This window comes from Pseudoalteromonas sp. Scap03, assembly GCF_013393115.1.
Taxonomy (GTDB): domain Bacteria; phylum Pseudomonadota; class Gammaproteobacteria; order Enterobacterales; family Alteromonadaceae; genus Pseudoalteromonas.
Map to the genome: position 1 here is coordinate 2,858,184 of NZ_VDEU01000001.1, position 14,046 is coordinate 2,872,229.

General features: G+C 40.4%; 9 protein-coding genes. 1 reads left to right on the forward strand and 8 read right to left on the reverse strand.

What is annotated here, in order from left to right; translation table 11 throughout:
• Window positions 1–89 precede the first annotated feature (89 nt).
• Entirely contained in the window at window positions 90–842 is a 753-nt protein-coding gene (locus FHG08_RS13025; protein ID WP_178956239.1) for a Nif3-like dinuclear metal center hexameric protein, read from the reverse strand.
• Between the two features lie 150 nt (window positions 843–992).
• Here FHG08_RS13025 and FHG08_RS13030 point away from each other — a divergent pair, with 150 nt between their 5' ends.
• Window positions 993–1,355, forward strand: a complete 363-nt coding sequence (locus FHG08_RS13030) for a hypothetical protein (protein WP_010388549.1) — start codon at window positions 993–995, stop codon at window positions 1,353–1,355.
• Between the two features lie 163 nt (window positions 1,356–1,518).
• On the opposite strand, the gene FHG08_RS13035 is transcribed toward FHG08_RS13030, so the two are convergent.
• The 7 genes from FHG08_RS13035 to FHG08_RS13065 all read right to left on the reverse strand — a co-directional run bounded on the left by FHG08_RS13035 (window position 1,519) and on the right by FHG08_RS13065 (window position 13,986).
• Entirely contained in the window at window positions 1,519–4,692 is a 3,174-nt protein-coding gene (locus FHG08_RS13035; protein ID WP_138622070.1) for an amidohydrolase family protein, read from the reverse strand.
• Window positions 4,693–4,791: 99 nt separating this feature from the next.
• Entirely contained in the window at window positions 4,792–5,616 is an 825-nt protein-coding gene (locus tag FHG08_RS13040) for a M90 family metallopeptidase (RefSeq protein WP_010388541.1), read from the reverse strand.
• 139 nt (window positions 5,617–5,755) lie between these two features.
• Window positions 5,756–6,964: a M23 family metallopeptidase gene (locus FHG08_RS13045; protein ID WP_178956240.1), complete on the reverse strand. Its 1,209-nt coding sequence runs from the start codon at window positions 6,962–6,964 to the stop codon at window positions 5,756–5,758.
• A 210-nt stretch (window positions 6,965–7,174) separates the two neighbouring features.
• Window positions 7,175–10,063, reverse strand: a complete 2,889-nt coding sequence (locus tag FHG08_RS13050) for a ligand-binding sensor domain-containing diguanylate cyclase (protein WP_178956241.1) — start codon at window positions 10,061–10,063, stop codon at window positions 7,175–7,177.
• 110 nt (window positions 10,064–10,173) lie between these two features.
• Entirely contained in the window at window positions 10,174–10,836 is a 663-nt protein-coding gene (locus tag FHG08_RS13055; RefSeq protein ID WP_178956242.1) for a CatA-like O-acetyltransferase, read from the reverse strand.
• 151 nt (window positions 10,837–10,987) lie between these two features.
• The gene (locus FHG08_RS13060) at window positions 10,988–12,028 is read right to left on the reverse strand and encodes a Glu/Leu/Phe/Val dehydrogenase (protein WP_178956243.1); all 1,041 of its coding nucleotides are present in this window, start codon (window positions 12,026–12,028) and stop codon (window positions 10,988–10,990) included.
• A 431-nt stretch (window positions 12,029–12,459) separates the two neighbouring features.
• Window positions 12,460–13,986, reverse strand: coding sequence for a fumarate hydratase (locus tag FHG08_RS13065; protein ID WP_010388533.1), 1,527 nt, complete (start codon window positions 13,984–13,986; stop codon window positions 12,460–12,462).
• Window positions 13,987–14,046: the final 60 nt, after the last annotated feature.

Genomic DNA, 14,046 nt, shown 5'->3' on the forward strand with positions numbered 1-14,046 from the left:
TAGTTAGTTTTTTTTGAATATTTTAAATAACCTACTCAGGATAAATGATGAGTAGGTTATATTAATGACATTGCTTTTACAGCAAGCGTTTACACTGGGTTATCTATATCAATAAATGTTACGTCAAAACTATATTGCTCTGCGAGAAGCTCTCCCAGCGCTTTAATACCGTATCGCTCAGTGGCATGGTGGCCTGCAGCAAAAAAGTCGATATTTTGTTCACGTGAACTGTGAATAGTTTGCTCTGATGCCTCACCGGTTAAGTAAGCATCTAACCCCTGCTCGGCTGCTAAGTCAATATACCCTTGCCCACCACCAGTGCACAGCGCAATGGTTTCAATTTTATCATTACGCACTAAACTTGTCAGTGGCTCGCGATTGAGTACTTGGCCTATTTTTTTAGCAAATTCGCACCCCGTTATCGGCGTTTTTAACCGTCCTCTCATTGCGACACTGTTGTTAATTGGCTCTAAACCCACCTCAATTTCAATATCCAGTAATTGCGCTAGTTGAGCGTTATTGCCAATTTCAGGGTGAATATCTAATGGCAAATGATAAGCAAATAAATTAATGTCGTTAGCTAAAAGCGCAGCCACACGACGTTTTTTCATGCCAGTAATTGGTTGCGACTCACCTTTCCAAAAATAGCCATGGTGTACCAAAATAGCATCGGCATTTTTTTCAATGGCGGCATCAATAAGTGCTTGGCTTGCTGTAACACCGGTTACTATGGTGCGTATCTCATCTTTACCTTCTACCTGAAGCCCGTTTGGACAAAAATCGTTAATGGTTTCTGGTTTCAATAACGTGTTTAACAGTTGATTAAATTCTCTACGTTGCATACTACTTACCTTACTTTGCACTGAATTTTGTACAAATTTTGGCGGTTATGCGCTAAAAATGAAAGGAAAATCGCAAAAAATTGAAAAACAGTTCTAAAATAGGTATAAATACCTCTTCTTTATCTGTGAAAACAACGTATAGGGTCTCTGATGAGCAAACTAGACAAAACAGAAGTGTTATCTGCCTTTGAAGCTGCATATGAAGCTGCCAACGGTAAAAAACCTGAAATAACAACTAAACCTGGCTGGTACAGCGTTGATGGTGGCAAGAATATGCGCCTAGCTGATGTAGCAGAGCTGACTAAAGAATTAAGCTCTGGAAAGTCTACAAAAAAAGCTGCAGTAAAAGCACCCGCTAAAAAAACTAAAAAAGCTGCTCCTGTAAAAGCACAGAAAAAAGCGCCTTTCACCGTGATCACTGAGAACGAAGAAGGTTACACAGCAGAAGAGCTTTGGATAGTAGAGCTTGCTCGTAAAGATCACGACTGTCGCCTACCGCGCGGTGTAGTGTAATTTACTGAGTGCTCAGTTTAAAAGAAACCGCGTTAAGCGGTTTTTTTTATGCCCGTCACTTGTTATTAACTACATAATAATTAATCTGAGCTCTAGCTGTTTAGATAAATACAGCATAAAAAAAGCGACCGACTAGCCGCTTTTTTATCAGTAAGCCTATACATTATTCAAAAAATAATGGGGCACGTTGTTTTTTACCAACTTCGTTCATCGTTGCTGCGTCGAACAAGCGGCCGTTGATCATGGTGTAATCAATTTTGTCTGAATCGCGGATGTTTTTCAGTGGGTCGCCATCAATAACCATTAAATCTGCCAGTTTACCGACTTCTAATGAGCCTACGTTTTTATCTAAACCTAGGTATTTAGCAGGATCGAGCGTTGATGCTCGAATAGCCTCAAGCGGCGTCATACCACCTTGAGCAAACATCCACATTTCCCAGTGCGCACCTAAACCTTCACGCTGACCATGTGCACCTAAATTAACCAGTACACCTAAATCTTGTAGTTCAGCTGCCACACGTGCATTGTTAAAGTGGTTATAGTGATGATCAGGCGCTTTAACACGACGCATTGAACGTGGTAATAATTGATTTTTTGGCACAAACTTGCTCAATCGAGGATGATTCCACACATCAGTTTTATCGTACCAGTAGTTTTCACCCCAAATACCGCCATAGGCAACCACCAATGTAGGCGTATAACCTACATCACTTTGTGACCACAACTGCTTAATATCATCATAAATATGTTCAACCGGAATGGAATGCTCAATCCCTGTATGCCCATCAACCACCATACTCAAGTTATGTTGTAATAATGAGCCCCCTTCTGGCACTACCATCATTTCAAGTTCACGACCAGCCTCAATCACTTGCTGACGCTGCTCTCTGCGAGGTTGGTTATAAGACTTAACACTAAACGCCCCTACTTTTTTCAAGCGTTCTAAATGAAATTTAGCATCATCTAATGAATCAATATGCGAAGTATAACCAGGCATATTCGCGCCATATAAAATAGTACCAGTAGAAAAAATACGCGGGCCGACAATCATACCGGCTTTTTGCATTTCACTGGCAGTGAATATTTCAGTGGTGTCGTTTGATGGATCGTGGATGGTGGTAACACCTAGCGCAAGGCCTGCAAAGTTTTTCCAGTTTTGTTGTGGGATAATTTCATCGCTTGCTTGTGAGCCATGTGCATGTGCATCAACCATACCAGGCATAATTGTTTTGCCTGTTACATCAACAATCTCAGCATTTTTTGGAATGCTAATATCTGCAGCAGAGCCAATAGCTTTAATATGTTTACCATCGGTAACAATAACGCCATTTTCAATGACTTTTTCGCCGTCCATGGTAATAATTTTTGCGCCAGTTAAGGCAATCATGCCTTCTGGTTCAGCCATTTTTTTGCTAAAACCAATGTTAGTCCCGCTTTTGACTTTAACCCCTTGGTCATCGGCTTTATTAATAGCAAACATTCCCTCTAAACTGGCATGGTATAGCTCAGGGCCAAGTGTCCAATAGAGTTTATTGCTGTTGGCACTCCAGCTAATATTTTCACCAGCACGAACAGATAATTGCTCAATTGGAAATTGGCTGTCTTTAGGCCCAATATTAATGGTCTTACCACGCTCAACAAACGGTGTTACAAACACTTTAAAGCGCTCTGCAAATGCTAAGTACTCACCATCAGGCGATACCCTAAATTCAGTGGCATGCTCTGATTCATAGAGTTTGCGCACTTTTTTACTTTCAAGCTCAACCACACTTAACGTTGGTTTAGGCCATGGGCTCATAATATAAACACGGTCATTGGCACTACCAAACTGCGGTTGATAACCACTTTTAGAAATTAGTTCACTCTTACCGCCTTTAGCACTGACACTGTAAACCCCAGGGTGCAGTGACCATTTAGGATTTAAAATACTGCCACCACTGGCTTTACGATAAACTACAGTTTTGCCATCAGGGCTAAAGGTAGGCTCTACATATTTACCCGGTTCATCGGTAATCGTATCGCCGCGACCACTTCGTGCAGAGACAACGCGCACTGTGCCTTGTTCGTTATCGTCCCACGTGGTGTAGACAATTTTTTTACCATCACGCGAGTACTGTGGAAATAACTCATAATGATCGGTTTGCTTGGTTAAACGTTTGATTTTTCCTGAGTCTAAATCGCGTTTATAAATATGACCCAGTGCTTCAAACAATGCCGTTTCACCATCTGGGCTAATTTGTACATTTCGCAGCATTTTTACATCAAATTCTTCAGTATCGATATTTTGAGTAAAGCGCACCGCTTTTTGAATTTTTTTCGTGGTGTCTATTTTGAATGCAATATCGCTGACAGATTTATCATCGACATTGAGTTTATGAATGGTGCCACCAGCCCAAAATACTAACTCTTCATTATCTGGTGTCCACGCAATTGTTGGGTATACCCCATGAATAGCCCATGTTTCTTGCATATCGCGCTCTAGCTTGTCATATAGCTTGGTATGCTCACCGCTGGTTAAATCGTATAAGTACAAGCTAGTTTGAAAGTCATCACGCTTTACATAGGCAAGTTTTTTACCATCAGGTGACGGAGTTGGTCTGATTGCCCCACCCATACCACTAATAATCGTTTCTATTTCACCGGTTTCACGATCATAGCGCTTAATTTTATAAATACCCGCAACCGAATCTTTTGAGTAATGAAAGGTTTTACCTGGGGTGGCATCATGAGAAAAATAAACATAACGGCCATCAGGTGAAAACATCGGCTCACCTAAATCTTTTTGATCGTTTTCACGTTTAGTCAGTTGTACCCCTTTACCACCCGCTTTGTGATAAAGCCAAACTTCACCCGCGCCCAAAGAACGACTGGCGGTAAAGTGCTTACGTGCAACTAAATAATCGCCATCAGGGCTCCATGCCGGGCTATTAAGTAAACGAAACGTTTCGTCCGTTACTGCAGTTTGATTCTCGCCATTAACGTCCATAACCCAAATATTATCACCGCCCCCCTGATCTGAGGTAAATGCGATATGTTTACCATCTGGGCTAAAACGCGGCTGCATTTGCCATGCGATATCTGAGGTTATTTGAGTGGCTTTACCACCACTCATTGGCATAGTGTAAATATCGCCCAGTAAGTCAAATACTAAGGTTTCTCCATCAGGGCTTATATCTACATTCATCCATGTGCCTTGCTCTACACTAATAGAAGCATCTACAAATTGCCCTTTTGGTGAATCAACTTGCCATTTTTTTTCATCTGTTTGCTCTGCGTGTACTTGACCCAATGCCAATGAAACTGATAACGCAAGCGCTGTTTGCAGCATTTTCTTCATGCTTATCTCACTTATTATTGTTGCTGTGTGTTGCTCTATTACATGATTGCAACAAAAACGCTAGCAAGTTACCAGCGTAATAGGATGAAGTGCATAAAATTAATGCCAAACAATAGGATCAAATTGATAAAAATCTACCAGCAAACGGTAAATTTCAGGGTCATCGCGGCGTAAATCTGCGGGTTTTTCTAAGAACGTTTCGGTGATCACCGCAAAAAATTCTGCCTCATTTGTGGCTCCGTAGCTATGAATAACATGCGGCATGTTATAAGCAACGTGTGTTTTTAACTGCGAAAACGCTCGGCTAAATACCTTGCCCCATTGTTGATAGTGAGTCTGTGATGTAAGTAATGGCGTGCCGGTGGTTTTACCGGTCTCTTGATCAAGTTGATGCGCAAACTCATGAAACACTAAATTATGCCCGTCACTGGGTAAGCGGTTACCCTCAAGCACATCATGCCAGCTCAGCACCAGTGTGCCTCCTGGCCATGACTCACCTTGCCTTACGGTATTATGAAAACTAACAAGTCCTGCGTTATCGCGACTTGATTGAGGCGCATAATAGGCGCTGGGATAGAGTAAAATTTCCTTCACGTTTTTATACAAAGGCCAAGGTTTATTTAGTACCAGCAGGCAAGCATCGGCGGCAATAATGAGTTTCATTGCTTCAGTTAGTTGCAACCCATCACAGCCAACAAAGCGCTTTTCATTTAAAAACCACACAATATGACGAGCCAACTTGGCTCGATCTGCATCAGTCATTTTGTTATAAATTGGCATAGCCCGCAGCAACAGCGCATGCTGTTGTGGGCTTAATGATAAATGACTGTATTTACGGCGCCACAGAGTATTTTGAATATCAGGCCAACGCCAAAAAATAACGACAAACGCAAAAAGTAAGAAAATCAATAATCCGTTTACCATTTAATAGCCCTATAATTATCTATACAGTATTAATTGGTCCATAAAACTAGAATTCAATTATTTAACACTAAATAAAAAGCCACACATCTGTTAGAGCGTGGCCTTTTCTTTAACAAGTGAACTGTTTATTTATATCATTCTAGCGATACAAAGGCTGCCATGCACATGTACGATAGCCATATCGTTCAAAATAGAAACGATTACAGTTGGTGTCATAATTACTTGAGCCAACATCAATGCGATGCTCACTTATATATTTATTATGCAGAGAAACCTGTTGCCCATTATACAATAAAGTAAAGTGGACATGAGGACCTGATGATTGGCCGCCCTCACACAATGCTTGATTATAATTATTTGCATAGCGACCTAACCATGCACCAGGTTGAACATAATCACCACTGCTATATTGAAGGTTTGACATGTGGTAGTAGTTGGTTGAATAGCCACTGGCGTGTGTTACTCGAATATTGCAGGAAGAAAAGCGAGTTACCGTTCCGCCATGCGCAGCTTGAACAAACGGAGTATTAGCGCCCCAGCCACCAGAGCCATTGTTAAAATCAAGTGATGAGTATGGGTAGCCAGAACCTGTATTTGAGTGAGCGCCACCACTGTACCAATAGCCAGACGGCCACGGTAAATTCATTTCAAAACTAGCGGCTAAAAGTTGCTTTTCATTATTTTGATCTACACTATTCAATGAACGTTGCAATTGACTAGTGTTACTAGGAAATACACGGTCAAACGTAGCTAAAAACTCAGTCAAAGTCTGTTGATTATTTTTAGAGTTTGATGCCAGTCTATCGCTATCTGCAAACAGACTTACTAGAGCCGCAGTTGCAGCTGTGCTACTCGTAGTTTGGGTTGCCTGATTGCGTTTTTTTAACTTATCTTGTGACTCTTGCCACTGCTTATATGCATAAAAGCGTTGACTTAATTTCATCACTACGTCTTTTACTTGCGCATCAAAACCATGCTTGTCTGTTATACCAGCTAAAGGGTTCTCAATATCAGCATTTGGGTTTGAAAGTAAGCCACTTTGTTGCTCTATCAGCGCTAAAATTACTTTTGGATTAATACTGGTATAACCTGCCCAGTGTAAAATGAGCTCTTTTTTATCTTCAATTGCTGACGCATGCAAAGAAAAAAAGTTATCCCAATCTTCGTTTAATAATGAGTCATTAAACACAAATTGCGTATCATCAATAGTCAGTAAAGAGTTAAGCTTGAGTGATGCTAAAGCCTGTTTAGTAAACAAAAAGTCATCATGCTTATCGCCTTCTGCTAATACCACGGGTGAGGCCCCTAGAAGACTTGCGAATGTAATATTAATTATCTTGTTTTTCATCTTATATTCCTTAAGTAAAAAGCAAAAAAACCCCTAATGGGTACACAAGGTATAGCACCCAAATTAAAATAAAGTTAATTAATATTACTTATGCTTACATATAATTACTTAATGAATTAACTTAACCTACACAAATAATAAAGAAGTTGAAATTCTCTATATGATAAAAGCTGTCGGAAAAAACGATTTAACGCATTAAAGCAGCTCTTTTTAGGAAGCTATGCACTCAACCCTATTTCGGCCATTGTTTTTTGCCTTGTATAAAGCTTGATCAGCACGAGATAATAACCGATCATAATCATCGACGTTATCTGAGTCAGAAACACCAAAGCTCACGGTTACGCTAAGCCCTTGGGCAATAGACGAAAAGTCTTTATTTTCAATTTCTTTGCGTAATTGTTCACATAATTTCTGTGCTTGCACAGTATTCATGTCAGGAAATACAAATGTGAATTCTTCACCGCCCCAACGAGCCACTTCTTGCTCGCCTTCACAATGCGCTTTAAGAATATTGGCGACTTCACATATAACCTGATCGCCAATCAAATGAGACCAACCATCATTAATGCGTTTAAAGTGGTCAATATCCATAATGGCAATCGCAAGCGGAGTATTACGCGCTTTAAAATCTGTAAAGTTGTCGGCCAGCCAACCATCAAATGCACGGCGATTCGGTAAGTCGGTGAGCTGATCATGGGTAGCTTGATAAGCAAAGGCACTAGCTTGCTCTTGCAGTGCTTGGGTTTGCTTCACCACTCGGCTAGTTAGCTCTTTTTCTACTTGCTTATAGCGATACAAGCGATAACGATATGCACTATATATGACAACCACAAAAATAAAAAACACCACTAGCTTAAAGCTGGTTTTTTGCCAAAAATGCGATTGAATTTCAAAATGAATCACTTTGTCATTTTGCTGCCAATCGGTATTAGGATAGGCAGAACGCACTGCAAATGAATATTTACCCGCGGGTAAATTAGTATATTCAGCTGTTGCAATATGAAAACGATCAACCCATTCATCGTTAAAGCCTTTCATTTTTGTTTGAAAGTTTAATCGCTGCGGCATGATAAAACTTAAGCCCGCATAATGGAACGACAGTCGTGTAACTCCAGGTGGCAAAACAAGTGTGTCACCATCAACAGGCAATAACATGGGTTTACCATCTACAGAAAAACTTTCTACAATAGTTGGTAACGGTATCTCGGTGGCTTCTTTTAATCGTGCGGGTTTAACCGTACTCACCCCTTTTGCGGTGGCAAACCAAATAGTACCATCTGAATGCGCTGTAGCCGAAGGCGTTGACCCTCCATTGGCTTGCGCACTGAGCATGCCATCGCCCTCATCGTATAATTGAAAAGCTAGCGTCTGACTACCTTTTGTAGCTGAATCTAGCAGCTGATTAACCTGCTTATAATTAACTTCAATAATGCCACGGTTACTTGATAGCCAAAGTGAATCTTTAAAGGGCACAATTTGAAAAAGCTTATCAACCGGTAATCCTAACTCCCTCCCTAAAATAGTCATATGGCCATTTGAATGTTGATAACGCAATAAACCTCTATCGGTCGCCATCCAGGTATATTTATCGTCAATATAAAAGCCAAACGCATATTTAGCCAAAAACGCTTCAGGGAACTGAATTGGTTGAAATTTCTCCGTATTGGTATTATAAACTACTACGCCATTGCCAGTTCCTATCCAAATATTTGCCCTCTTATCTTCACTCAAAGCTAGAATAAAGCCACTCGGCAACTCTTTCTCATTAGTAAATTGGTCTAAGCTGCCGTCGGTATTAACTCGCGTTAACCCCATGGCTGAACCTACCCATAAACGATTTTTTGAATCAAAAAGTAACGATCGTACTTCATTACTACCAAGGCCATTATCACGATTTAAGTAAGGTACAAGCTCGTTATTAACCACCTTCAACACACCTGAAGTGTATGTACCGACCCAAACATCACCTTGGCTTTGTTCAAGTAAGCTCAATACTGAATAAGGAGAGCCTTGCTTAGTACCTTTAAGATGGGTAATTTTATTGTTTTGCAGCCGATCTAAGCCTGTACTCCCGCCTATCCATAAACTGCCATCAGAATGTGACAGTACCGTGCGTACATAATCGCTAGATAAGCCTCGCTTTTTTCCCCACGATGAAAACGGGGCTTCTCTTAACCTAAATACACCCGCGTTGGTCCCTACCCAAATACTGTTTTCTCTGTCTTGTAATAACGACAATATGCGGTTTGCAGGTAAGCCATTTTTAGCATCTAATTGCTCTATGCCATCAACACTGAGTCTAAATACCCCTTTATTAATAGTGCCAAACCACAAATCACCATGGTTATCTTCTAATAAACTAGAAATAGACTCTGCATTAAGCTGTGGATGGGGTGACTCAAACACATTGCCATTTAATACTCGCGCACCTCTTTCACTTCCAATAACAAGGCGTCCTTCACGGGTAATCAATAGAGTATATACAGGTGCATCTGGCAAACCATGATGTGGAGTCATCAATGTAGGCGTGTAATTAACTATTTTATACAGCCCATCACTGGTTGCCGCCCATATAATGCCCTGCTTATCTTCAATTATTCTGTAAGCACTGACGTTTTGTATTATTGGGATATCTTGAGTGCTTTTGGCAGGTCGATAAAACACACCATCATTTTCAAGTGCTAACCACAAATCCTCGTTTTTACTCTTAAATACGTGATTAACCATTGCTTGGGCGTTAGGTTGAGTGTCCCATTGTCGGTGCTGATATAAACTAATACCGCCGCGCGCTCCGGCTATGAGTAAGCCGCCATCGGATGTAGGAGTAAGCGCACGTACGCCTGAATCGGGCAAATCAGTAATTTCTGAGCGGGTAAATAGTTTAAATTCTTGACCGTTAAAGCGGGCAAGCCCTTCCCAAGTAGCCACCCATAAATAGCCATCTTGTGTTTGTGCAAGGCTATTAATGCTATTGTGAGGAAGGCCCGAACGGGTATTCCACGTTTCAAAAAAATAATCGCGCAACGGCAGCCGAGTCTGTTGCTGAGCATTAACAGTAAAAATCACCAACAAGAAACATAAAATCACCAAGCGATTCATCAGACACTGCCTTTATAATTATTAGTTTTTATATTTGAGTAAATTCAAGGTGAAAATTTAATTAGAAAACATCACCAACAAATAATAACATAAGATTTACAACTTTTTCATTAAGTATTATCACTCAAACTATCAAATGTATGTTGCAATCGTTGGATGAACTTAGCCACATGTAGTCCATCTAATAACGCATGATGGACATCAATTGATAGTGGCATTTCGCCTGTATCGGGGTTGTATTGACCAAACACAAATTTAGGGATGCCACAGCTTTGGCCCTGGGTAAACGCATGCGAAAAGCTGCTAAAGTTTAACCAAGGTAAAACAGAAACGTGAATTAAATCAGCTTGTCCTTCAGTTGCTGCAAAGGCATCAGAAAACAGCGGGTTTAACCTTGCTTCATGACTAATCGCTTTTGCTTTATTAGCAAACTCATTTAACGAGTTTTGCTGTTTAAAATAACTAAAGCGAAACGAGTCATCATCGGCAAGCTCAACCACACTCGCGCGCGTGGTGTTTAAATAATAAGGTTTTTGATTAACAATACGCAGCATCATCGGCTCATACTCATGACATGCTTTTAATAAGCAATAAACATAACCATGAAAAAAAGCACGATTAGTTTGTTTACACGCGGTATATAACTTTTTAGCACTGAGCTTTACACAAACATTAAAATAAGGCTGAGTGAAGTTTTGAAACAATTCAAAATGTTGTTTGCGCGGCCACTGATCAAAATCAATAGCCCGAAGAGATAAATCGGCAGAAGACATAAAGTATACACAGAGCAAAAGTAAAATTTTACCTCGCTTTGCCTGTATTCGCATTAATTAAAATGATGCTTTGGGTGTAGTTATACCAAAGTCTTATATAGGCATAAAAAAAGGAGCGATAGTCGCTCCTTAGTTGAACTAAATAAAAAACTTAAAGTCCGTTTTCAATAATTTCTTGAGCAAGTTCATCAGCAATTAAATGCGTTGATTTTTGTTCTTTTTCACTACGGGTAAATATTTCGCTTAATGTATCGAAAATTTTCTCTACGTGTTTATTAGACGCCTCTTTACTGTAACCTTCAGGCGCTGTTTCGTAATACACGTTAATAATACCGCCTGCATTTATTACATAATCTGGTGCGTATAAAATACCTTTTTCACGTATAATTTCACCATGGCGTGATTCTGCAAGCTGATTATTTGCACAACCTGCAACAATAGTCGCTTTTAAGCGAGGGATTGTTGTGTCATTAATAGTGGCACCTAACGCACAAGGCGCATATACATCAACATCTAAGTCGTATATTTCATCAATACCAACCGCTGTTGCACCAAAATCGTTGACTACACGCTCAACTGCAGCTTGGTTAATATCAGTAACAAATAATTGTGCACCAGCTTCAGCCAAATGCTTACATAATCCATAAGCTACTGCACCTAATCCTTGCACAGCTACTTTAATGCCTGAAAAATCTTGAATGCCGCGTTGGTGATGAAGTGCTGCTTTCATACCTAAAAATGTGCCGTAAGCTGTAAATGGCGATGGGTTACCACTTTTGCCTTCAAGGCCTAGCACGTAATTTGTTTCTTTGTTCATCAAAGCAACATCATCACAGGTGATGTTTACGTCTTCTGCTGAGTAGTAACTGCCATTTAAACGCTCTAATTGACGACCAAATGCACGGAATAACTGTTCAGACTTGATCTCTTTTGCATTGCCAATAATAACTGACTTACCACCACCAAATGGCAAGCGTGCCACAGCATTTTTATAGGTCATCCCTTTTGATAAGCGCAATACGTCGTAAACTGCATCCTCATCGTTGGAATAATCCCACATTCTACAACCACCTACAGCTGGGCCTAAATTTGTGTTATGTACCGCAATAATAGCCTTTAAACCAGACGCTTTGTCTGAACAAAAAACCACTTGTTCATGGTTATCAAATTCAACTTGATTAAATACAACCACTTTAAATACTCCGAAAATAATGGGCCCTTTTGGGCAAGCACGCTACAAATTGACGAGACTTTATCACTTCAGTTGATGGTTCGCCACACTATGAGTAGATAAACCAAATAAACCGCACTCAATAGAAAAATAAAACGGTTTATCGCGATAAATAAGCATAAAAAATTTAATAATAATTATATTATTAAGTATAAAAGCTAAAAACGTCATCGCGATTAAAGTTTACGCTTACGTGAACGTCACTTTGAATTTATATGTAAACTTAATAGTACATCTTGAAAAAGAACACTACATCATAAAATACAATGGGTTATATAATATCTGTCTGCGCAGTATAAACTGGTCTGAGGTGTTTAAGTATCTGCAAATTTTAAAAATAAAAAAACGAGCACGGGGTGCTCGCTTTTATGATTGCTGTTTATACAGAAAACTTACTTCATTTTACTGTCTAGTTCTTCAATTTTTGCTTTCCAAATTGCAGGACCTTGGGTGTGAGCATTTTCACCTTCGCTGTCAACGGCTACCGTTACTGGCATATCTTCTACTTCAAATTCGTAGATAGCTTCCATACCTAAATCTTCAAAGGCAACAACACGTGCTTTTTTAATTGCTTTAGATACTAGATAAGCCGCACCGCCTACAGCCATTAAATACACTGACTGATGCTTTTTAATAGACTCAACCGTTGCAGGGCCACGTTCAGCTTTACCAATCATTCCCACGATGCCTGTTTTTTCTAACATCATGTCAGTAAATTTGTCCATACGAGTAGCCGTTGTCGGGCCTGCAGGACCTACTGCTTCATCGCCTACTGCATCCACAGGACCAACGTAGTAAATAAACTTGTTATCAAAATCAACACCTTCAGGTAAACCTTCCCCTGAGTTGATCATATCTTGCAGACGCTTATGAGCAGCATCTCGACCCGTTAAAATAGTACCTGAGAGTAAAACGGTTTCACCCATTTTCCATTCTTTAGTGTCTTCTTTAGTCAGGGTATCTAAATTAACACGGCGTGTGCCCTCACCGACTTCGAAAGTCACTTCTGGCCAGTCTTCTAATTTAGGTGCTTTTAAATTCGCAGGGCCTGAACCATCAAGCGTAAAGTGAACGTGGCGCGTAGCAGCACAATTTGGGATCATAACCACTGGCTTTGAAGCCGCGTGAGTTGGCGCCGTTTTAATTTTAATATCAACAACCGTGGTTAAACCGCCAAGACCTTGCGCACCAATACCTAATTTATTCGCACGTTCAAAAATTTCTAAACGCAGCTTTTCTTCTGTTGTTTCTGCGCCGCGCTCAATGAGTTCATGAATATCAACCGGATCCATTAATGATTCTTTCGCCATTACCGCTGCTTTTTCTGCAGTGCCACCAATACCTATGCCTAGCATACCTGGTGGACACCAACCCGCCCCCATTGTTGGTAACGTTTTTTCTACCCACTCGGCCACATCGTCAGATGGGTTTAACATCACCATTTTACTTTTGTTCTCTGAGCCACCACCCTTAGCAGCCACCATCACCTCAACTTTATCGCCTGCAACTAAGTCAATGTGTACAACTGATGGCGTATTATCTTTAGTATTTTTACGTGTTCCCGCAGGGTCGGCAACAATCGATGCACGCAATGGGTTATCTGGATTTAAGTACGCACGACGCGTCCCCTCATCTACCATTTGTTGTACTGTTAAGTCGGTTTTATCCCAATTAACATCCATACCTACTTTTACGAAACAGGTGATGATCCCAGTATCCTGACACAGCGGGCGCTTACCTTCTGCCGACATACGCGAGTTAATTAAGATTTGTGCAATCGCATCTTTAGCGGCTTTGCTTTGCTCTTTGTTATACGCTTTTTCTAGCGCTTGAACAAAATCAAGAGGATGATAAAACGAGATGTATTGCAAGGCATCTTCAATGCTATCAATAAAGTCTTGCTGACGAATTGTACTCATAGTGGTTCCTTAAGTTGTTGTTACGCACGCTGCACGTAAGCGATATCAAACCCGTGACGG

Excerpts from the sequence above, each read along its gene's own strand:
- FHG08_RS13025 (WP_178956239.1), bottom strand. The coding sequence starts at position 842 with ATGCAACGTAGAGAATTTAATCAACTGTTAAACACGTTATTGAAACCA.
- FHG08_RS13030 (WP_010388549.1), top strand. The coding sequence starts at position 993 with ATGAGCAAACTAGACAAAACAGAAGTGTTATCTGCCTTTGAAGCTGCA.
- FHG08_RS13035 (WP_138622070.1), bottom strand. The coding sequence starts at position 4,692 with ATGAAGAAAATGCTGCAAACAGCGCTTGCGTTATCAGTTTCATTGGCA.
- FHG08_RS13040 (WP_010388541.1), bottom strand. The coding sequence starts at position 5,616 with ATGGTAAACGGATTATTGATTTTCTTACTTTTTGCGTTTGTCGTTATT.
- FHG08_RS13045 (WP_178956240.1), bottom strand. The coding sequence starts at position 6,964 with ATGAAAAACAAGATAATTAATATTACATTCGCAAGTCTTCTAGGGGCC.
- FHG08_RS13050 (WP_178956241.1), bottom strand. The coding sequence starts at position 10,063 with ATGAATCGCTTGGTGATTTTATGTTTCTTGTTGGTGATTTTTACTGTT.
- FHG08_RS13055 (WP_178956242.1), bottom strand. The coding sequence starts at position 10,836 with ATGTCTTCTGCCGATTTATCTCTTCGGGCTATTGATTTTGATCAGTGG.
- FHG08_RS13065 (WP_010388533.1), bottom strand. The coding sequence starts at position 13,986 with ATGAGTACAATTCGTCAGCAAGACTTTATTGATAGCATTGAAGATGCC.